Below are 22,550 nucleotides of genomic sequence, written 5' to 3'. Positions count from 1 at the left end.
TCCTTTTTATTGTCTAATTCTTTTTTTACTAATATAGAAATCTTTTGAATCAATTAACATATAACCAATTTCTAAGGCATTAATGGCATTGTAATATACATCTCCCACTTCTGCCAATACTTTATTGTCAGCTTTTTGACTTATTTCTAATACAACAGTATTAATAGCTTTATAAGATTCTTTTTTTCAATTATTAAACTCATTAATTGCTTTATCATTTTGTGTTTTAACTTTTACTAATTGTTCACTTAACTCTTTAAGTTTTAAATTATTTTCTAATTGTTTATAATTCTCTAATAAAGTTTTTAACTTTGTTTCATTACCTTTCTTATTTGAAACTTTTGCTAACTTTGTAATTAAAGACTGTTTTTTCTTCTCTAATTTTGAAGATAAAATATCTATTTTGGATTCCAAGGAATTAATCTTAATAAAGACTTTCTCAATTTCTTTTGATCTTAAACTATCTTCTAAAGTTATTACCGAGTCTATTTTTTTTAATTCTTCTTGCAATTGTGTTTTTGCAACATCAATTTTAATTTTTTTAGCTAAGCTATAATATTTTAAAAGAGCTTTATTTGCAGATTTAACAGATTTTATTTCATTTTTTCTTTCAATATACATTAGGTAGGCAACTGCTGCCGCTGCTGGAATTACTCCAATGTTAAGAATAAATCATAAAACACAATTTAAGACTGCAGAGTTAGGAACTCCCGTAAAAATATTATTTGCCGAAGGCATTAATTTTACTCCATTAATTACTGTTTCAACATATCTTGGTTCCATTAGTGTCCCTGTAAAACCAAAGATCCCTAAACCTCCAGAAGTTCTTGCTTCAATTCCCATTAAACCAGATAATAATCCAAAAATCCCTGCTGCAATAACTCCTGAAATAAAGGGTCGCATTTTTGGTAAGTTAATTCCATAAAGTATTGGTTCAGTTACTCCAACAATTCCTCCAGGAATAGCTGCAATAACAGTTGATCTTAACTGACCATTTTTGGTTCTAATAGCCACCCCAACTGCTGCACCAACTTGAGCAAAAACAGCGATGTTAATGGCCATTAAAGTTGTAAAGTGACCCGCTGCCATTGGCATAACTACAGTCATAACAACTGGTACATGCATTCCTGTAAGAACCAATGGTTGCCAAGCTGCAACAAATATCATAACTCCAAATCCATAAGGAATTTGTGATAAATAACCAACTATTAACGCCATAAATTGTTCTACTAAAAATAATATTGGTCCTAATACAAAGAACATTGATCCATAAGCAATAATAACTATTAATAAGGGTCTAAATAAAACATCAATTGAAGTAGGCATTCAAACCTTAATTCATTTATCTAAATAAAAGATAATAAATGCCATAGCAACATGGGGAATAATTGATGAAGTATATAATGCAGCTTTAACAACAAAACCATTAATACTAAATAATGTTAAATCAGGTTGTATACCCAAACCTAAAGGAGCTCCTGCAATTAATAGCGAAAGCAATAACTGCATTATTGTAGGTCCCCCCAATCACTTCATTGCATTATAACCAATAAAAATTCCCATTAGTTTTAGTCCAGTTTCTGAAGCAATATTAATAAATAATGAAAATAAATCCACATTCATATCAATAGGAGCTCCCGTACCAAATTTCATATCAGTAATTACATTTCCCATTACAAGCAAAGTTTTAAGTCCCATTAATAGACCTGAAGCCATCATTATTGGCAATGATGGCATTATAATTGCTCCAACAGCAATCATAAATCTTCTAGCCAAACTTTGCTTATTTATAGTTTTGACTTTAGTTTTATTAGTAGTAATACCTTGAGCAACATTATCTACAGCCTCTTTAACTTTATAAACTTCTCCTCCAATTACAATTTGGATTTGATTTCCAGCTCAAATAATACCTTTAACTAAATTAATATTTTTAATTGCTTCAACATCTACTTTTTTAGTATTAAGCACTTCAAAACGCAATCTAGTCATACAATTATAAACTTGTTTATAATTGTCTTTTTTTCCTACTGCTTTATAAATATCTTCTGCTGCTTGTTCATATTTATTTTTAGTATTTAATAATTTTTGAACTTGTTCTACAGTTGAATTTTCAATAGTTTTTTCTTTAAAAATTAATTCTCCAATTAAGTCTCCTCTTTTTATTAACTTTTCGCCTTGAATATTACTATTAAAACTTCAATCTTTAAATTCATTTAAATCAATTACTATTGGTGTAGATTTGATAATGTTTTTTTCCTCTAAAAGCTTAAAATCTACAGTAACAATTTTTGTTTTTAAATTAATTGAATCTCCCTCATTGACTTTAACATCAAAGGGTTTTCCCTGTAAATGAATTGTATCAAGACCAATATGCATAAGAATTATTGGTCCTTGCTTACTTTTAAAATGAAAAGCATGCTTAGTGTGAAATATTTGAGCAACTGTTCCTTCTTCAAAAGGTGAATAAAAATCACTTGAAGTTGGTTCAATGTAAACTCCCTCTCCCAACATATTTTCAGAAAATACACCATCATTTAAATTTTTTAATGGTTTTATTTTTCCATCTATGGGAGAATAAATTTTAATATTTTTTTCCATTTATGAAATCTCCTTTCATAAAAAGAATACAATTATAAAAAATAATATATATAAAAAATAGTTAAGAGTATTCTACTTTCCTATTAGTGAAATTGAATATATAATTAATTACAAAGTTGTAAAAATAAATATTTTAAAATAAAACTTCTATACTCATAAAGATGTTTTAGATCTTTTGAATCAATACATATAATTTTTTCCTTATTACTAAATTCATTCACTTTTGAATGTGTGCTTAATACTAAATAATTACTATATAAAAAGTCATTTAAAATCATTTCCAAAGTTTTAGTATCTTGTCCACCAACAATAAAAATAACAAAGTCATTTTCATCAACTTTTGCTATTTGATTAATTTGATCAAGCATTTGAGTGTAATAGACACATTCTTTTCCATTTCTTCTTAATAATTCAGCAAAAAATAAGGATTCAAATTGAAATTGATAAGAAGAAAATATATATATTTTTTTTGATTTTTTTATACTTATTTTTGAATTTATAATTTTATTTTCAAAACTTCTAAATTCTTTTATAGCGCCAACTATGTCCGCTTCAAAATCTAAATAATTTTTATTAGAACTGTCCAAATTTTGCTTAGTTTCACGATCAGATATCTCTAATTTTATTTTAAAAATTAATTCTCTATATCCTTTATAACCTAGAGAAATAGAGAACTTAGAAATTGTAGACTCAGCTACATTTGATAACTTAGCTAATTCTTTAATACTTGGTATAACTTTTGTTAAATAGGATTTTAATAAAATCTTTGAAATAGCATTATTAGCAGAATTTGGATTAATATTTATATTAATAAATAACTGATTTAGAACAGATTTCATTTAGTAGCTCCTTTATAGTCAAATATGATTATTAATAAAAAAAAAAAAAAAACAATAATGAATTAAATTTTTTTCAGTATAAATATACTATTGATATATACTTAAAAAAACTAATAAAATTAAAAGTTCCAACTTTATAAAAACTGGAACTAAAATTATATAACTTTTTTAAATATTTATAGCTTTGTAATTTTTTTATCTCATGACTTGAGCAGGAAGTAGTTCATCCTCTACTAATATTTTATCATCAACAATTTTTAATAATAAACTTGGAGCTGCTCCTCTTATTTTTTTCAATTCATTTTTACCATCAGATGAAAAATTACTAAAAGCTAAAGTTAATAAATATTCTGAATCCAAATTATCTGAAATTACTCCTCATGCATAAGCATAATTTTCATTTCAAATTATCTCATTTTCACTTTCGATTTTTTCAGGTTTAGAATATAAAATTAAACCATCTTCATTTATAGGAGTCATTTCACCAAATAAACTTCCTTTTGATGTAAACCCATGTAAACTATCATTTTCATTTAAACCTGGAGCTAAATTCATATTATAGTATCCATGAGTTGTTGTAAACATATAATATCTATCGAATTTTTTATTATAAATTAAACTTGGTCTTTCGGTTTCATCAGAAACTAAATTTGAAGCTCATAGAGGGTTTAATAATTCAACATTTCCACTATCTAAATCTAATTTAGCAATTCCAATAGCTGAATTTGCCATATTTGATCTCTCAAAATCATAATCGTCAGGATAATCTTCAAAACCGCCAGTATATTCAGGTAGTCTTTCTCCTTCTTTACCAGTTAATAAACCTGTATTTCCTTCAAATAATAAATACTCTTGACCTGTTTTTGGATCTCTAAAATAAAATGGATCTCTGAAAGCTCATTTTTGTTTATCATACCCTGTTGCTTCAGCTGCTTCATGAGTTTGATATAAGTCCCCATCTGCTTCAGCAATTATTTTGTGAAAAATAGGTTTCTCAAATTTTGGAGTTATATTATCAAAATTTAAGTTTAGTTTTGCTAAAGCAATTCTTTGATTTCAGTTCTTACCATAAGTAAGATTAGATACAGTATAAAATAAATTAACTTGTTTAGTATTTTCATCATATAAAGCAGAGCCAGATCATTCTTCTGAACCTTTAATTAAATTTTCATATAAAACATATCCCCCTGGAATTCAATTACTTCCTGTTTTAGAATAAAAGTACATAATTTTTGTTTCCCCACTACCATCAGCTGGTTTTGATAAAGCAAATCATATTTGATAACCATTTACAGTTGCTACACTTCCATCATTATTCATTAATGCTCAACTATCTCAAATATCATAATTCTCAATAAAAGCTGTTTTATTTGAATAGTCAATGTTAGGCATTAACCTTTCATTATTGAATTTAACTTTTGATGCTGTCATTTCTGTTCATCTATAAGTATTATGATTAATTTGTATTTCTTCTTTAACTACTATGTTTGATATTGAGGCACTTGGTATTATTACTGTCCCAAGTAAACTTAATAATAATTTCATATTTTATTTCCCTTCTTTCTTAACCCACCCTGCCGCCCTTTTTAGCAATAGTTATTTTATTAATATTTATATAGTTAAGTTAGACCAGAATTTATTTACTTTTTAATTACTTCTTTATCCAAATATATTTTATCAAATATTTAAAAAAATTTCTAATTTTAAGAATTAAAATAGAAATTATTTTAAATAAAATATGAGTAGTAAGTTTTAACTTTTTAAACCGTTTTAATTTAAGGGTAGTTCATATATAAAAATAAAAAAAATCTCATTTTAAAAAGTCATACTATAAATATTATTTAAAATTAGAGATTTATAATTTAAAATGTTTTACTCTTTTGCTTCCAATGCCTTATAAATAGATTCCATATTTATTGGTAATTTAACCAAGTTTTTTATTGGCAAATTATTTTTAATTAGATATAAAAATAAATAATTTATTTGTTTAAAATTTTCAATTGCCACTACTAATGAATTCTCATCAATATCATATTTAAATGTCTTTATGCCTAATTCCTCTAAAAAAGTTCTAAAGTCTTTTTCATCAAACTTTTCATTTACATATAACTTATATTTGGCATAAACATTTAGTTCTTCAGTAGAACCACTAAATATATTTTTTCCATTATCAATAATTATGAAGTCATCAATAATATCTGCAATTTCATCAATGTTATGAACAGTTATCACAACAGTTTTTCCAGCTTTTTTAGCCTCTACTAATAAAGTCTTAATTTTATTTCTTCAATACGAATCAAGGTTTGCTCCAGGTTCATCCAATATAATAATTTCTGGATCTTTAATAAAGCACAGTATTAAATTCATTCGATTTTTCATTCCTCATGAAAAACTTCTAATTGATTTATCCTTTGATTCTCAAATATCAAAGTATTTCATTCAATACTCAATTTTTTTAACTGATTCTTTTTTCTCAATACCCATCATTATACAAATATCTAAAAGAAATTTATATGCACTAACAACATACAAAGAAAAATCCATTTGAGTATAATAACCAATATTTTTGTTTACTAAAAAATACTTTCCCGATTTTCTTGAACTAGTTTCAATTTCAATGTTTCCTTTAAAATCTTTTATTATTCCTAATAATGAGTTTAAAATAACAGTCTTTCCACTTCCACTACTTCCAAGTAATGCTGTAATTCTAGCCCTTTTAATTAAACAATTTAAAGGTCCAATTACTTTCTTTTTATATTTTTTAGTATAGTTATCAAATTTTATAATTTCTTCCATATTTAATTATCCTGTCAAATCTAATTTTTTAAATTTATTTTTTGCTACATAGTAATTAATAATTGCTATTGCTAACTGTAGTACTATATAAAAGTATGGAGCAATAAAATTATTATATGTCTTTTCATCAATGGCATTTCTCTCATTAAGTTTAATCGTATATGTTGGTTTAGCCATAAACAAATTATCTTGCTTATTAAAAATTATTTTACTTGAACTTTCAGGTTCAAATCACATATCATCATAGTTTCTTCCACCATAATAAATATAATTTTGCATCATATTTGAAATAAAGTTCATTTGAAAAAAGATACTGTAAGTTTTTCTTGATTTTGAATACTTAGTTCAGTTTTCATCTTTTATAACAGTGCTATTCTCAAAAATAACCATATTATTTGTATAACGTATAAAATAATTTTCTAGTATTCTTGCACTTAACATTGTAGGAAAGAACAATTCATCTTCAACTAAATTTTCAACTTTAGAGTTTTCTAAAACTAGTTTGTTATTTGAATAAGCAAAGTAGCTTTGATAAAATTCAGTTAAGTTTTTACTCTCAAATAATAAGTTTTCTTCTTCTGGATTTGTTACATTTTTAATATAATTTTTATCAATGTTATCTGGGTCACTTAATAAAATAAAGGTATCAAATAAGTTAGAAAACTTATCTTGAAAATCACTGAATTTAGTTGTTATAAAATTTGTAAAACTAATAAATTCTTCAACAATTTTTATATTCTCTTCATCAAATTCATTACTTTTTATTTTATTTTCTAACTCTTCAATTGATAAAAATCTATATTTTAATTGAAATTTAAATGTAATTTCGTCACCCTTTCACTTTGCAATTTTTGAATTACTGTTAACTCCAACAATTTTAGTTGGAGTTTTTAATTCAACAACTTTATTTTTTTCTTCTATAATTCCCAATTTTATTCAAAATTGTAATCTGTTTTGAATATTTTTATCAGTATCAAAATTATTAGTAAGTGAGTTTGGATCTGTCTCATATTTATTTTTAATAAAATCATCATAAATAGAAAAACTCAAGTTTGGATATTTTAATTGCTTATTTAAAACATGTTTTTTTAAATCATAGCTATCATAGACTTCATTTACAGAAAAAATAGTATTACTGCCTTTATAAGATAAAGAAATCTTTTTACTTTCTTCTCCTTGAATTAAAAATGTATAAGGAAGATTACTAATAAAAGTACTTGCAAGTATTAAAGTAGCTACAATTGTAGAAACTTGAATATTTGTAAATAAAGAAATTAATAAAAAGAAGTTAATTAAAAATACACAACTAATTAATGAGTATACTAAATAAGTTGTTGTAATCTTTAACAAAAATAAATTAACTTCTAGTAGAAAAAGCATATTTATAATATTTATTAATAAATAACTAATAAATAAATTTATAAAAATTAGTAATATAAACGCCATAAACTGATAAGAAAACAATTTCTTTCTTGAAAGTTGCTGTGTAATAATTATATTCATGGTTTTATCATCACGTTTAACTACATAAAAGTATTGAGTTAATCTTAAACAAAGAATAAATAATATAACAAAGATTGTTAATAAAACATAGTAATCAAAAATCATTAGGAAATTACTAATATTTTTTTGAATAACAGAGTAAATTGCTATGAATAAGGAGAATAAAAAATATAGTCCATTAAATATCACAAATGATCTTTCTTTTATAATTAATTTAAAACTAAATTTTACTATTCATAATCCAGGAATAACTTTTTTCATATTTACTATCCAACTTCTATTATATAAATTTCATTAATTATTTAAATTAATTTCCATTTTAAAACAGCTCTTCATTTTTTTATTTAAATAATGTATTTCGTTCTTTAGTAAAACTGTCCATTAAATACTAAAGATTTTTTGTTTTTTCATAAAAATAAATTAAAGTTTTAATAATAAAGAACTTTAATTTTGTAACTATATTTAATTTTTTATTATATAAATTTAACTAATTCTTTGTCACCAAGTTCTATTGCTCCCATAGTAATTTTATCTAAATCAATATAGAAGTTAACATAACCTAAAATGAAGTATAGATTTTTATTATTTCTCTGTTCACTTTTACCATTTGCTTTAATATTAATACCAGTTTTTTTATTAGCTGTTCAATCAAAAGCTGAATATGTTCATGCATTAGAATTTTGCGCTAAATCATTAATTCCTATACTGTACAATGAATCTTCAATAATATTTGTCTCATTAAGTAAATTTTCTCTAGTTTCAACTAAATAAGGACTATTTTTTAAAGTAAAAACTTCGTTAAAGTGACTAGTCAAATTTGCATTTACATTATTTCCATCAGGAAACTTTTTAGTCATTTCATCAGTAAGTTTTGAAGATTTTAAACTCATTAAAAAATCCTCATTTGAATTATAATCTGGATATTCATAATTATGTGAAACTCCAAATACTTTATGTCAAATTTTTAAATTTTCAACAGAGAATTCAGCAATTTTATCTAAAATTTGTGCATCACTTTGATTAATATCTACCATATAATTTACTGCTAATTTAAAATCAGGTAATTCATGAATATAAATACCATTAGCTAAATTAATTGAAAGTCCTGTAAGGTTAACATAACCTAAAGCTGTTGAGCTTTTATATTCACTACTTTCTTTTATACTACTTTCATTTTCTAATTTTAATCCTTCTAAGAAACTTTCTTTTTTAATCTCAAAGTCACTTTTTCAAATATCATAATTTGTTTTCTTAAAATAATGAGTTAATAAATTATTTTTTGTTGTCAAATCATTTGGATTATTTCTAAATATAGTGTTTAAAAATATTCTTCCTGAATCCTCTTTGTAATCAAATTGTACACTTGATTTACTATTATATTTTTTAAATTTATTAATTGTATCAAACATTGAATAATTACTCATCTCTGAAGATTTATATATTAAATCTCCTTCGAAAGAAAGAGGCAATGTATTTCCAACTTTTTCAAAATAATTCTTTTTAATAAAATCAATTAAAGATTTTTCAAAACCATTAGTTTTTGAATCATCTTGATAATATTTTTTAAACTCTTTATCTGTTTTTCCAAGTCCTTCATATGACTTTTTCTTATCTTTAATATCTTCTCAATTTAAATTAGTGTGTTTTTTATCATTTGAATCTGTTGATGAAAAATAATCTTTCGCAATATTTTTGTAAAAGTCATCACTTGCCTTTTTTAAAGAATCACTATTTGTTGAAGTATACTTAAAATTTTCATCTATATCAAAAGTTTCAATTGATTTCTCACCTTTATACTGAATTTGAATTTTATAATCAACAATCACATTCCCCAAATAAAGTTTATCTTCAGCTGAAGATTCATATGATTTAATAATTAATGATTTTCAATCGATGACCACAGCTTTTAATAGATCATTAACATCATTTAAAATAACCTTATACTCATTTACATTTTTCAATTTATTTAATTCCATTGATAATTGATCAACTTCTAATACTTTTTTAATATCTTTTTCTAACTGTTGTAAATCAAAAGGATCAATATCCTCAGCACTTAAATTACTATTTTCAATTATTTTAGTTCTATTTAAAAAATAATATTGGCTCTCTGTGTCCGGAAGACCAACTAAATTTTTATATACATTATCATTTAAATGCTTTCAAAAAATCTCATTAACATCATTTTTTAATGACTTAACAAGTTCATCATAATTTACTACTACAGGTGGAACAACCTCATCTTGACCACAAGCAACTACAGTTGCACTTGATGTTGCTATTAAACTTATTGCTCCTAATAAACTCAATAATTTTCTCATAGTTTCTCCTTTGATTATTTTTATAATCTTATAGTTATTTTAGAAACAAATTAAAAAAAAGCAAGATTTATAAACATAATTTGAAATACTAAAAATTATTTACTAAAATTATATTTTTTTAACACTTTAATGATTATTTTTTAAAGAAATAAAACATATAAGTAGAATTAAATATGAATAACTTTTTTAAAGAAAATATTAATAATTTATAAAATTAGTCCTTATTATTTTATTAAAGTTTCTAAATATTTTTTGTTAAAAAACCAGTAAAACTTCATACTGGTAAAAAGAATTTTTTTAATATATTTTTATATAAACTTAACTATTTCTTTATCGCCAAGTTCTATTGCACCCATAGTAATTTGATCTAAATCAATATAAAAATTAAAATAACCAAACATAAATGACTGAATATAATTCTCTAAGTATACATAATGTTAAAAAAACATAGAATGTATACAAGGAGAATTTTTTATATGTCAAATGTTACAGGTAATAAATCAAATATTTTAAGTATCAAACAAAAGCAAGAGTTAGTAAATAGACACTATAATGAAAATAGAACTTTTAGAGAGCTTTCAATTGAATATGGTGTATCTTATTCAACAGCAAGAAACCTTTGCATAAATTATAAAATATATGGAGCTGAATGTTTAATTTCAAAAACAGGAAAGCACAACAAGCATTCTAGTGTTAGACCAAATTCTTTAGACCCAAAAGATAAGGAACTAGCAATTCTTAAAAAGAAAATTAAATGATTAGAAATGGAAAATGAAGTTATAAAAAAGTTCAATGAAATGATGGAAAATCAAAAGAAAAAATAAATTATATTTATAAAATCATAGAAGAATTTAAATACAAATATCGTATTTCGGATTTATGTAAGCTTTTAAAAATTACTAGATCAAGTTACTATAGGTGAGTTAGCAATGGTAAAAAGGATTATATTATAAAAATAGACATTAATATTGCAAAAGAAATAAAGTTTCACTTTTTTAAATATAAAGGTATTTATGGTAGTCCAAGAATAACAATATGTTTAAAAAATAAGGGAATAAAGATTAGTCAAAATAAAGTAGCAAGAATAATGAGAATATATAAGATGTATTCAGTAATTAGAGTTAAAAAGATGATTAGAAAACCTAAGGAAAAGAAAAGTATTACTCATGGACCCAATATTGTTAATAGAAAATGAGAAATTTATGAGAAGAATGAATGCTGAGTGACTGACATTACTTATTTACCATTAAATAATAAATTTGCTTATCTTAGTATTTTAAAGGATGTTAAGACAGGATTTATAGTTGGTTATAAATTGTCTAAAATAAATGATATAAAAATTTATAGAGATACTCTTATTAATTCAACAAAATATAGAAATGACATAAGTAAATCGCTTATAATTCACTCTGATAATGGTTCTCAATATACATCATTTTTTGCAAAAAACTATTCAAAAAAGAATAATATAATTATTTCTTTATCAAGACCTGGAAATTCAATAGATAATGCAATGTGTGAAACATTTTTTTCTTCATTAAAAGAGGAATGAAAAAAAGAGTTAAAAGTAAACTCTTTTGAAAAATTGGAAAGCTCTATTAGTAAATATATTCACTTCTATAATTATGAAAGAATACGAGTTAAAACTTCTAACCCTCCATCTTATGAATACTTTAATAATTGAAACAAAATAAAAGTAATTGCATTAAATGCAATTACTTTATAAAAAAACATTTTGTATACTTGACAAAGTATATTCAGTTAAGAACTTCTCAATATCTAAATTTTTAATACAAACAGATAGAGGCACAGCACTTGCCAATAAAATGATATTTAGTTTTATTAATAAGAACAGTAATTTTTTAACTTATTCTATGTCTGAAGCGGGTTTTAAGCATAATGCTCCAACCGAATCACTTAATGGATGAGTGAAAAATAAATTTTATAAACAATATAGTAATTAATTTACTTCAATGAAGGATTTTCATAATAAGTTCGCAAATTTTGTAGAAATGTGAAATTTAAATCATGATTTTAAATATAATATAAATAGAAAAAAACAGTTTGCAAATATTGCAAACTGGTAAACTTAGGCTATCGCATTCTATCATATTTATTTTTTTAAAATATTATATTTTTAATATATTTATTTCATTTATATTTAACCTTAAAAAAACAAGTAGTCAATCTACTTGTAAAATTTGTTATTAACTTTTTAATTTTAATAGTCATTCTTTTATATAAACTTAACTATATCTTTATCATTAAGCTCTAAAGCCCCAAGAGTTATTTTATCTAAATCAATATGGAAATTAAAATAACCAAATGTAAATGACATTATATTATTATTTCTATTTTCACTTTTACCATTTGCTTCAATATTAATACCAGTTTTTTTATTAGCTGTTCAATCAAAAGCTGAATATGTTAAAGCTCCTACACTTTTAGAGTCTGGTGTACTAATTGACATGTTATATATAGATTCTTCAAAAAGATTTGCATCATTAATCAATTTTATTTTAGTATCCTCTAATAAAGCAAGTTTATTTAAACTAAAACTGTTATTAAAGTAATAAGTATGATTATTTCCTCACTCTGGTGGGTTTAAAAAAAAACTAGCAGATATTTTTTCAGTAAGCTCTGAAGATTTTAGACTTACTAAAAAATCTTCTTTTGAATTGTGTTCTGGATATTCATAACTATTTGAAACTCCAAATATTTTATGTCAAACTTTTAAACTTTCAACGGAGAACTCAGACATTTTAGATAAAATCTGAGCGTCACTTTGATCAATATCAATAAAATAGTTTACAGCAATTTTAAAATCTGGTAGTTCATGAATATAAGTTCCATTTGCTAAATTAATTGAAAGCCCAGTTAGATTAATATAACCTAAAGCTGTTGAACTTTTAAACTCGTTTGTTTGCTTTATTTGATTGCTTACTTCTTCATTTAATTTTAATTCCTTTAGAAAATTATCCTTTTGATTTTCAAAATCAGATTTTCAAACTTTATAATTTGAAATTTTAAAGTACTGAGTTGATAAAATATTTTGTGTTGCTCCACTATTTGGATCTTTTCTAAAAACAGTATCTAACATTATTCTTCCTTCATCTTGACTATAATTAAACTTTATTGATTCTTCATTTTCATAGTTTTTATATTTATTTATACTGCTAAACAATGAAAATTTATTCATCTCAGAAAATTTGTATATTAAATCTCCTTCAAAAGAAAGAGGTAAGGTATTTCCAACTTTATCAAAATAATTTTTCTTAATAAAATCTATCATTGATTTTTTAAAACCATTTTGATTAGAGTCATCTTGATAATATTTTTTAAACTCTTTATCTGTTTTTCCTAAACCATCAGAAGACTTTTTGTTAGATCTAAGATTTTCTCAATTTAAATTAGTATGTTTAATATCTGATGAATCAGTTGATGAAAAATAGTCTTTTGAGATATTTTTATAAAAATCATCACTTGCCTTTTTTAAAGAGTCACTATTTGTTGAAGTATATTTAATGTTTTCATTTATATAAAAGCTCTCAATATCTTTTTCCCCTTTATACTTAATTTCAATTTTATAATCAACAATTACATTTCCCAAATAAAGTTTATCTTCTTCAGATTCATAAGATTTAATTGTCAATGAACTTCAATCAAAAATTATATTTGCTAATAAATTATTAACATCATTTAAAATTACTTTATATTCATTTACATTTTTTAAAGTATTTAAATCTTTTGATAATTGATCCATTTCTAAAATTTTCTTCAAATCATTTTCTAATTGTCGTAAATCAAAAGGATCAAGTTCAGCTGCACCTTTTTCACTATTTTCAGTTATTTTAGTTCTATTTAAAAAATAATAATTACTTTCTGTATCTGGAAGACCAACTAAATTTTTATATACATTTTCATTTAAATGCTTTCAAAAAATTTCATTCACATCTTTTTTCAATGACTGAACAAGTTCCTCATAATTTATTCCTATAATAGGTGGAACTACTTTATCTTGGCCACAAGCAACTACAGTTGTACTTGATGTGGCTATTAGAGTTACTGCTCCTAATAAACTCAATAATTTTCTCATATTTTCTCCTTTGATTATTTTCTATAATCTTATTATCTATTCTAAGACTAAACAATAAAAATTCAAGGTATTATAAAAAAATAAAAAAAATAAAAAATATTTTTAAAATATATCCGTACTACATATAAGAATAAAACATATAAGTAGAATTTAAAAAAATATTTATAATTTTAAAAACTTATAAGTTAAATTTATTAATGCGATATCTTAATTTTACCAGTTTGCAATATTTGCAAACTGCTTTTTTCTATTTACATTTATATTTTAACGTGTGATTTAAATTTCACATTTTTACAAAACTTGCAAACTTTATTTATGAGTAATAAGCGATTATGTCGCTGTATAATAACAAGCGACTTTGTCCTCCTTTATAATCAATAAATGAAACTTTTATGACGGGACTAACATGAAACAAGAGCAATTAAGATTAATTAAAAAATTATTTTTAAAAAAATCTATTAAAAGAGGCCTTTTAGTTAGGTTGTAGTATTAGACATATAAGACGAAATCTTAAGCAGTATCAAGAGATTGGAGCAAGAAATTTTATTCATTAAAATACCAATAAAATGCCTGTAAATAAACTTCAATAATTTTTTAAAGATGAAATAATAGAATTCTTTGAAACTTAATATTATGACCTTAGTATTAAACATTATTGAGAATTAAAATAAAATAGTATAATAAGTTACTCTGCAATCAGACACATATTAATAGAGGAAAATATTTTAATTAATACTCTAAAAAGCAGGAAAGCAAAAAAAAAAAAAAAATGTAAAAATTTAAAGGCAATAAACCAAGAAAATTTAACAAGGTATTGGGGAGGCTAAGTAACATTATTTCCTAAAATTTTGGATCATTTCGTTTGGTGTACATCCATTTTTTAAGATTATATTTGTACTATTAAAAATTTTAACAAATTTATATATACAACTTCTAAAATGTTAATCATTATTAAATTTATTACCAAATATTAAATAAAAATACTTTTTGACTCATCTATTTGTTTGTTCTACAAATTGATTACCTTTAAATCCTGATACTGAATTTGATCTAATTATATTATGTTGCTTACAAAATTTTTCTGTTTCTTTACTTGTAAATGCAGAACCTAAATCACTATGCATAAATAATTTTATTTATTCTAACTAAGTCCATTTTTCTTACTAAACCTTCTAGCATTTCAAGAGTTACTAGTATATTTTCAGAGTTGCCAACTGAATATGAACTAATTTCATTAGAGTAAAAGTCATATGCAGGTAAAAATAAGCGTTTTGTTTTAACTGCTGCATTTAAATATTTTTAAATCATGTACCATCGATTCCAATCTTTTCTAAATATTTATTAGAGCTATAATCTCCTTTTATAAGATCTAATGAGGTATATTTCTTATGAGTACTTATTCCCATTCTTGTTTTTGATTTAGAAGATGCTATTTCTTTTTTTAATTTTAATAAAATTTCTCTTCTAAGTTCAATAATTGTCTCTCTAGAAAGATTTATATTGAAGTCTTTTAATATCTTTAATAGAGTCCATTTTTTCAGCACCAAATATACCGTCCTTCCTTGAATAAATACTTTCTACAGCTTCTTTTGCATGAATATGATATTGTCTTTTATATTCGGGTTTTCCTCTTTTAATTCAATTAGTATAACTACGATAACCAACACCATCAATTAGAATAGTTTGTTTTGCATCATTTCCCATTAATGATAATTCATATACTGTTTGATATATCTGAGTTATATCTTTTTTTGTATATGCCCTTTTATTAACCTTTTGATAACCTATTAGAAATGATGCTATGGACTTTTTTAATAACTTAACTTCCTTCTCTGCTTGTTCTCTTTTCTTCTTTTCCTTCTTAAGTTCTATTAAATCAGCACTTCGTTTAATTTGTGATTCTAATTCAAAAGCCTCTTTTTCAATTCTTTATTCTCTTCACTATATTTGCTAACTTTATTTTTAAGTCTAACTTCATTGGTTTTACTACGTTTTTTCCTCTCAAATACTTTAATATCAGATGACTCGTGATATTTTTGATATCAATCTAAAATACTTGAATTAGCTTTTATATTATATTTAATTGCAATATCTTTTAATTTAATTCCATTAATATAATCATTAACAGCTTGAATTTTTAACTCATTTGAATATTTCATTTAGATACAACCTTTCTTGCTAATACAATTATAATCTTGTTCGGAATTATAAAACGAAAAAATTGGGAGACCTATGTACTTAGCCCCCCAATACCCAACTTAAAAGAACTTGCACTTGATTTTAAATCAGGTGCAAGTTCTTTTTTTTTTTTTTTTATTATAAATATAATCTTGAGGATTATTTTTATAAAATAAATTCTCTGAACTTAGTTATAAAATTCTCAAATGAAGGAAAACTATTTCCATAATCTTTGAAGAAAATATCTTTGTATCATCCATTTAAAGATTCAGTAGGATAATTGTATTTAAATTCAACATCGGGCATTGACAGTGTAAGATTATTTTATTTATCAAATAATCTCTTAACAATAAGAGAAGTATTTGCAACACCTATATCTGATTGAATGATTGAATGCTCTACTAAATTAGCACTGACATTTTTTTTAACTTGTGATAAAACATTGCAAACACCTGTACTATTAAACTTTACTTTTTCTATTCGCAGCTAGGAGGTATTTTATATAAATATATAAATTACTTTAGAAATGTGTTCCAAAAAGAGTTATATTGAAAGTTGAAAATTACCTAACTTCAAGATTCTTAAAACTTTAAAATTTGAATAACGTTCTTAGCTATAAATTAAATAGAAAACAGTCTGCAAATATTGCAGACTGATGAACATAGATTATCCCATTTTTTTATGAAAATACAATAAAGTCCTTTTCTCTTGTTGGAGATTTTTTTATACCATCAATTATTTGATCTAAATCAAAGTGGAAATTTAAGTAACCTAAATTTCAATAAAATAGTTTTTCATTCATATGATTAGCACCTTGAAGCCAGACGCTTAAAAAGATTCCCCTTTGACTATCATAATTTCTAAAATATTGACTTCTGCTACCTCTTGTTGCATAATTTGAAGAATCAGAAGATTTTCTAGAATCAAAAATGTATAATGAATTTATTGGCAAGTTTGCTAATTCTAACATTTCTTCTTTATAAGAAAGTGTAATTGCATTTTCCAATGAAAGAGTTGGGTTCACATATTCTAATCCACCCATACTAGATAGTGGAAAATTAATTGCATTAGTAAAATCAGATTTCTTAATTGCCATTAAAATGTCTTCTTTGGTATTATTTTTTTCCGCATATTTATAATTATAATCTACACCATAAACTTTATGAAATGCCTTAATTGAATTTACAGAAAATTCAGCCATATCATCCAACATTTCTTCTGAAGACTGATTTAAATCAATTATGTAATTAGTAGCTATTTTAAAGTCAGGTAAATAATGAACATAATCTTGGTCAGGAAATTTAATTGAAAGTCCAGTTAAATTAACAATTCTCATTGAAAATGAACTTTTATATTGTTCAGTTTCTTCAAGCAACTTTGAGTCTATATTTAAATTTTTAATAAACTCCTCTTTTAATAATTTATAATCTTTTGTTCAAACTTTAAGATTGTCTTCTACGAAATAATTATTTCTTAATATAGAACTTGTTGGATTAACGTCAGGATTTTTTCTAAAAATACTTTCTAACATTAATTGACCATTTTCTGTTTTATAATCAAATTTAATTGATTCATTATTATCAAATGATTTTGGTGTATTAATAGAATAAAATAGAGATGTCTTATTTAAAACTTCACCTTTATAAAAATTATCAGTTTCAAAACCTAGAGGTAATGTAGGCAATTCACTAAAATAATTAGTTTTAATAAAATTAGTAAAAGAATCTTTAAATCCATTTATTTGCGCAGTATTATTTCAGTAATTGTCCAATTCTTTATTAATATTACCATATCCATCTAATTTACTTTTTGAACCTTTAATATCATTTCAAAGTAAATTTGAGTATTTTTTAGCATCAGAATCTTGTGATGAAAAATAATCCTTTGTAATATTTTTTAAAAAGTTATCAGATGATTCCTTTAAAGTTGCATTGTTTGTTAATGTATACTTAAATGAATCACTAATTGTTATAACTTCAACTTCTTTTTTGCCTTTGTATTGAACTTGTATTTTATAATTTAATAAAACATTAGCTAAATACAAATCCTCATTTTCATTTGTATTAATATTTAAAGTACTTCAATCAAAAATAATTCCCTTGTATAAGGTATTTACATCATTTAAAAGAATACTATACTGATTAACAAATTTTAATTTATTTAATTCAGATTCTAATTTAGTAACATCTAATATTCTATTGATATCATCAACTAAATTAGCTAGATTCTTTTCTCCAATTTCACTTGCAGATTTACCTTTAAATGTTTTAATAGTAGTTCTATTTAAAAACTTGTTGTGATTGTCATTAGCAATTAAACCAATCATTTTATCATAAACATTATTTTGTAAATGATCTACAAAAATTTTATTAACATCTTGTTCAAGTTCTTGAACTAATTTTTCATATTCTATTATTGGTAGAGTTGGTTCAGTTGGATCACCACAAGCAACTACACTTGCACTTGAAGTTGCAATTAAACTAACTGCTCCTAATAAACTTAATAATTTTTTCATGTTTTTTCCCCTTTTGTACCTTTGTTTTGACAATTCAAAACTACACTTATTATACTTTAAAATTAGTTAATTTTCAAACTTTTAACATTTATGGGTTGTATAAAAAAGAGAGTGAATCCAAAAATGTAAGTACAATAAAAAATATACTTAAATTATTTTATATTAAGCTAGCATGAGTTAACTTTTTATTTTTACTTAATAATATTATAGTTAAATCAACTTCCTTAATTTGCTCTAATTTTAACAAACAGCTTTTGTCTTTAATATATAGTATTTTAGATTTTAATCCAACAGCAATTGTTACTCCCATTTGTGCTCATGTTGCTGCAAATGCTGGTGCAAATGCTGGTGCAAAAAATAAAGATGAATTTCCCTTTTGGAAGATCTGCAATTACTGTAAAAAATAAAATATTATGAACTCCAAGGACAACCAAAGGTTGTCAAGTTAAACAAACTATTAACGCCCCTAAAAACAATTGGTCAATTCATAAATCAATTAAAAATATTTAATAGTAAATTTTCTAAAATTCCCATTATTGGTCCCATAATAAAAAATGCTAATAATCCACCTAACAATAATATTAAAAATGGATTATGTATAAAATTTGCTACAGGATTGAAATACTTTTCAATGAACTTTTGAAAATAAGCAGAATGCGATAGCCTAAGTTTACCAGTTTGCAATATTTGCAAACTGTTCTTTTCTATTTATATTATATTTAAAATCATGATTTAAATTTCACATTTCTACAAAATTTGCGAACTTATTATGAAAATCCTTCATTGAAGTAAATTCATTACTATATTGTTTATAAAATTTATTTTCACTCATCCATTAAGTGATTCGGTTGGAGTATTATGCTTAAAACCCGCTTCAGACATAGAATGAGTTAAAAAATTACTGTTCTTATTAATAAAACTAAATATCATTTTATTGGCAAATGCTGTGCCTCTATCTGTTTGTATTAAAAATTTACATATTAACAAGTTCTTAACATAATTTCTAATTCTATTAAAAACTTTAAAAGCATTATTACTATTTTCTGTTCTATCGAAGGAATAAGAAACTATATTGCTATTAGATCAATTGTATCCAAAAATGACAACATGATTTTCTAATACTCCTTTGATTCTTATTTTTATATGGCTTCCATCAATTCCAATAACATTCTCCTTTTTAAAATTATTCATAACTAAATCTTTTCTAATGTAATTATTACTTTTATTGATACCTAAGTTATTTATCTTATTTCTTTGAAAAGTAGGCATTTTAAATATATTTTCTCTTTAAGTTTTTCTTATTTCTCTAATTGAAATATTTAGATTATAAGTTTCAAAAATTCACTTATTAATTATATTAGCACCTGAAACAAAGCCTTTAAAGGTTTTGAAGTATTTTTCAATATAAAAATTAGCATTTTTTAAAACTTTTCTTTAAAAAATTGGAAAATTAGTCAATGATAATTTTCTTTGAAAATTTTTATTGGTGACATTAGAACAAATCCTCTTTAAAATTTTGAATAACCTTGTTTAGATACATAAAAGAAATTAATTAATTTATTAGTTCCCATTCCATATAACGCTTCAAATTTGTATATTATGCAAAAAGAATAATGCTTATAATTTTTTGTCTTTGTTATCTGAATTAAGTCCTTCTTGCTCATTTTCATCATGTTGATGATCATTTCCGTTGTGCAAGAAGGAATGGACTTTTCCAGAATTTCATATCTTGCATTTGAAAGTAGTACTAATTCATTTGACTCCTTTAATTGTTTCTTTAATTTAGATATTTCTTTTTCATATTCTTTTATACTTTTATCTTTAAAATCTTTTTTTCAATTTATTTGCCACTATATTAAACTCCTTACAAAAGTTAGTATCATTATAGTTTAAATTTGAGTATTTTCTATTTCATAAATAAACTAATTGTACTCCAGAAATTAAATTGTATTCTTCTACTAATTTTTTTGGTGTATGACCTTGATTAAACTTTTTTGTAACCTCTATTTTCAATTCTTTACTGTATTTTATTTTTCTCATTTTTTCCTTTCATTAAAAAAACCAGTAGTAAAACTACTGGTAAACTTAGGTTACCTTTTTTTAGCTATGATAATTCCCATAACAATAAATACTAATATTATTGAATAAAATGGTTTTATAAAAATATCTCACTGTCCAATTTTAAATAACTCAATTCCCTCTTGAGGAATAATTCGTGTAATCATTGTTAACCCCAAAACAATTGCAATTGGTGTTTTACCATTTAAGTATCTTACTATTGATCAAATTGCAATAACTCCCATCATTTTAAAACCAGAGTTAGCAATAAAGTCTAATATAACATCAAATACATTGTAATCTTGACCTAGAATACTATTCTCTAAATTGGATTATTTCCTAATCCTGTTCCTAATAGTAATTGTTGAAAAGCAATAATTAGTCCAACACCTACCAAAAAAGGAATCAATGGTCCAAAAATAGCAGAGATGACTTTGATAACTTTTCTCCCTAAAGAAAAGTTAGTTAAATTCTCTTTCTTTTCAACTTTGAATTCAATATTATTGGTTTTAAATAAAATTAATTTTTCCTTAAGAAGTTTTGTAATTTTAGAAACTTCTTGACCAATAATTAATTGTAATTCTCCATTTGATCAAAGTGCTCCCTTAATCTTTTCTAGCTTTTTAATTTCTTTTAAATCTGTTATTTTTGAATTAAACAAAGTAAGTCTCATTCTTGTAGCACAATGATAAACATCTTTAATATTTTCAACTCCACCAACATTGTTAAAAATACTTTCTATTAAAATTTTATTTTTTTCTTCTTTACTCATCATTTTAAAATTTTTTCATAGACTAATGTCAATTTTTAAACTATGAAAAAATATTATTCCTTTCTTTATTTAGAAGGAAAATTTTCACTGATTAGCACTGTCTCTTTTGAGACCTCAACTTTAATTCTATTGCGTGATTCAAATTTAGTTGAATCCATTAAGACATAGGCTTTTGCAGAGTTTTTAAAAACTTTTTCTTTTATCATAGCTTCTTCAATATTGGTTGTATAAAAATCTCTTCCATATAAACTATTCATACCAACAAAAGCTTTATCAAAGTAAAAGTTATCTAAAAATTTTAAAGCTAATTCACCTGCTGTTGCATGAGTTGAAGCTATAATTGTTCCCCCAACTAAACAAACAGAAATATCGTTTTCTAAAAGTTCTAAAGCAATTGAGTAACCATTTGTAACAACCTCTATTTGTTTGCCTATTAAAAACTTAATCATTTGTTTGGTGGTTGTTCCTGTATCAATAAATATTAGATCACCATCTTCAATTAAACTAGCACCTATTTCACCAATTTTATTTTTGGCATTTATATTTAAACTAGCTTTTTCTTCATCAAAAGATTCTCTTGAAATTATTTTTTGATTACTATTTATTGATTTACCCCCTCCATAAACTTTTATTAAACGACCCTCTTGGTCTAAGTCTTTTATATCCATAATAATTGTTTGTATTGTTGAATCTGTCATTTCAGATAAAGTAATGTTTTTCATAAAACCTTGTTTATCAATTAATTCAACAATTAATTTTCTTCTTTCATCTTTAAGCAAAAATATTCCTCCCACTTTTATAGTACATTATATTGTTAAAAAAGTTTAAAAAAGTTTAAAAAAGTTTAAAAAAGTTTAAAAGGTAGTAAGATATT

Annotated in this window: 21 protein-coding genes; 3 read left to right on the top strand and 18 right to left on the bottom strand. The window is 23.8% G+C overall.

Features of this window, described 5'->3' with window-relative positions:
* Nucleotides 1–6 precede the first annotated feature (6 nt).
* The 6 genes from AACL04_RS01385 to AACL04_RS01360 all read right to left on the bottom strand — a co-directional run bounded on the left by AACL04_RS01385 (nucleotide 7) and on the right by AACL04_RS01360 (nucleotide 10,057).
* Nucleotides 7–2,598: a glucose PTS transporter subunit IIA gene (locus AACL04_RS01385; RefSeq protein ID WP_339030719.1), complete on the bottom strand. Its 2,592-nt coding sequence runs from the start codon at nucleotides 2,596–2,598 to the stop codon at nucleotides 7–9.
* A 104-nt stretch (nucleotides 2,599–2,702) separates the two neighbouring features.
* Nucleotides 2,703–3,437 carry a hypothetical protein gene (locus AACL04_RS01380; protein ID WP_339030716.1) on the bottom strand — a complete coding sequence of 245 codons (735 nt, stop codon included), beginning with the start codon at nucleotides 3,435–3,437 and terminating at the stop codon, nucleotides 2,703–2,705.
* A gap of 195 nt (nucleotides 3,438–3,632) precedes the next feature.
* A complete protein-coding gene (locus tag AACL04_RS01375) occupies nucleotides 3,633–4,982 on the bottom strand; it encodes a glycoside hydrolase family 68 protein (RefSeq protein WP_339030714.1) in 1,350 nt (449 codons plus the stop codon).
* A gap of 327 nt (nucleotides 4,983–5,309) precedes the next feature.
* Nucleotides 5,310–6,233 (bottom strand): ABC transporter ATP-binding protein, encoded by a 924-nt coding sequence (locus AACL04_RS01370; protein WP_339030712.1) that lies wholly within the window; start codon nucleotides 6,231–6,233, stop codon nucleotides 5,310–5,312.
* Nucleotides 6,234–6,239: 6 nt separating this feature from the next.
* Nucleotides 6,240–7,997: an ABC transporter permease gene (locus AACL04_RS01365; RefSeq protein ID WP_339030710.1), complete on the bottom strand. Its 1,758-nt coding sequence runs from the start codon at nucleotides 7,995–7,997 to the stop codon at nucleotides 6,240–6,242.
* 212 nt (nucleotides 7,998–8,209) lie between these two features.
* On the bottom strand, nucleotides 8,210–10,057 hold the full coding sequence (locus tag AACL04_RS01360) for a lipoprotein (RefSeq protein WP_339030707.1): 1,848 nt from the start codon (nucleotides 10,055–10,057) through the stop codon (nucleotides 8,210–8,212).
* Between the two features lie 476 nt (nucleotides 10,058–10,533).
* On the opposite strand from AACL04_RS01360, the gene AACL04_RS01355 reads away from it, so the two are divergent.
* From AACL04_RS01355 to AACL04_RS01345, 3 genes are read left to right on the top strand one after another with little or no spacing between them, the layout of a single operon-like run.
* Nucleotides 10,534–10,881, top strand: coding sequence for a hypothetical protein (locus tag AACL04_RS01355; RefSeq protein WP_339029627.1), 348 nt, complete (start codon nucleotides 10,534–10,536; stop codon nucleotides 10,879–10,881).
* Complete coding sequence (locus AACL04_RS01350) at nucleotides 10,812–11,783, top strand: IS3 family transposase (RefSeq protein ID WP_339029629.1); 972 nt, start codon at nucleotides 10,812–10,814, stop codon at nucleotides 11,781–11,783. The genes AACL04_RS01355 and AACL04_RS01350 overlap by 70 nt, the downstream gene beginning before the upstream one ends.
* Entirely contained in the window at nucleotides 11,767–12,021 is a 255-nt protein-coding gene (locus AACL04_RS01345; RefSeq protein ID WP_339030706.1) for a hypothetical protein, read from the top strand. Before AACL04_RS01350 ends, AACL04_RS01345 begins: the two co-directional genes overlap by 17 nt.
* A 272-nt stretch (nucleotides 12,022–12,293) precedes the next feature.
* Here AACL04_RS01345 and AACL04_RS01340 read toward each other — a convergent pair whose 3' ends face one another.
* From AACL04_RS01340 to AACL04_RS01285, 12 genes are all read right to left on the bottom strand, one after another.
* On the bottom strand, nucleotides 12,294–14,153 hold the full coding sequence (locus tag AACL04_RS01340) for a lipoprotein (RefSeq protein ID WP_339030704.1): 1,860 nt from the start codon (nucleotides 14,151–14,153) through the stop codon (nucleotides 12,294–12,296).
* 941 nt (nucleotides 14,154–15,094) lie between these two features.
* On the bottom strand, nucleotides 15,095–15,277 hold the full coding sequence (locus tag AACL04_RS01335) for a hypothetical protein (RefSeq protein ID WP_339030702.1): 183 nt from the start codon (nucleotides 15,275–15,277) through the stop codon (nucleotides 15,095–15,097).
* A 165-nt stretch (nucleotides 15,278–15,442) separates the two neighbouring features.
* Entirely contained in the window at nucleotides 15,443–15,700 is a 258-nt protein-coding gene (locus tag AACL04_RS01330; protein WP_339030700.1) for a hypothetical protein, read from the bottom strand.
* Nucleotides 15,639–15,857 (bottom strand): hypothetical protein, encoded by a 219-nt coding sequence (locus AACL04_RS01325; protein WP_339030698.1) that lies wholly within the window; start codon nucleotides 15,855–15,857, stop codon nucleotides 15,639–15,641. The genes AACL04_RS01330 and AACL04_RS01325 overlap by 62 nt, the downstream gene beginning before the upstream one ends.
* A gap of 197 nt (nucleotides 15,858–16,054) precedes the next feature.
* Nucleotides 16,055–16,312, bottom strand: coding sequence for a hypothetical protein (locus AACL04_RS01320; RefSeq protein WP_339030696.1), 258 nt, complete (start codon nucleotides 16,310–16,312; stop codon nucleotides 16,055–16,057).
* 698 nt (nucleotides 16,313–17,010) lie between these two features.
* Nucleotides 17,011–18,846 (bottom strand): lipoprotein, encoded by a 1,836-nt coding sequence (locus AACL04_RS01315; RefSeq protein ID WP_339030695.1) that lies wholly within the window; start codon nucleotides 18,844–18,846, stop codon nucleotides 17,011–17,013.
* Between the two features lie 157 nt (nucleotides 18,847–19,003).
* On the bottom strand, nucleotides 19,004–19,237 hold the full coding sequence (locus AACL04_RS01310; RefSeq protein ID WP_339030693.1) for a hypothetical protein: 234 nt from the start codon (nucleotides 19,235–19,237) through the stop codon (nucleotides 19,004–19,006).
* Nucleotides 19,238–19,593: 356 nt separating this feature from the next.
* Nucleotides 19,594–20,037: a hypothetical protein gene (locus tag AACL04_RS01305; RefSeq protein WP_339030691.1), complete on the bottom strand. Its 444-nt coding sequence runs from the start codon at nucleotides 20,035–20,037 to the stop codon at nucleotides 19,594–19,596.
* A 630-nt stretch (nucleotides 20,038–20,667) separates the two neighbouring features.
* Complete coding sequence (locus AACL04_RS01300; protein WP_339030689.1) at nucleotides 20,668–20,886, bottom strand: hypothetical protein; 219 nt, start codon at nucleotides 20,884–20,886, stop codon at nucleotides 20,668–20,670.
* A 50-nt stretch (nucleotides 20,887–20,936) separates the two neighbouring features.
* Entirely contained in the window at nucleotides 20,937–21,152 is a 216-nt protein-coding gene (locus AACL04_RS01295; protein WP_339030687.1) for a hypothetical protein, read from the bottom strand.
* A gap of 74 nt (nucleotides 21,153–21,226) precedes the next feature.
* Nucleotides 21,227–21,679: a PTS transporter subunit EIIB gene (locus tag AACL04_RS01290; protein ID WP_339030685.1), complete on the bottom strand. Its 453-nt coding sequence runs from the start codon at nucleotides 21,677–21,679 to the stop codon at nucleotides 21,227–21,229.
* 62 nt (nucleotides 21,680–21,741) lie between these two features.
* Complete coding sequence (locus tag AACL04_RS01285) at nucleotides 21,742–22,455, bottom strand: DeoR/GlpR family DNA-binding transcription regulator (protein ID WP_339030684.1); 714 nt, start codon at nucleotides 22,453–22,455, stop codon at nucleotides 21,742–21,744.
* Between the last annotated feature and the right edge of the window lie 95 nt (nucleotides 22,456–22,550).

The organism is Spiroplasma endosymbiont of Cantharis nigra (genome assembly GCF_964019925.1).
Classification (GTDB): Bacteria; Bacillota_I; Bacilli_A; order Mycoplasmatales; family Mycoplasmataceae; genus Spiroplasma_A.
The sequence above is the reverse complement of the archived record's forward strand: the minus strand, read 5'-3'. Positions and strand labels throughout refer to the sequence as shown.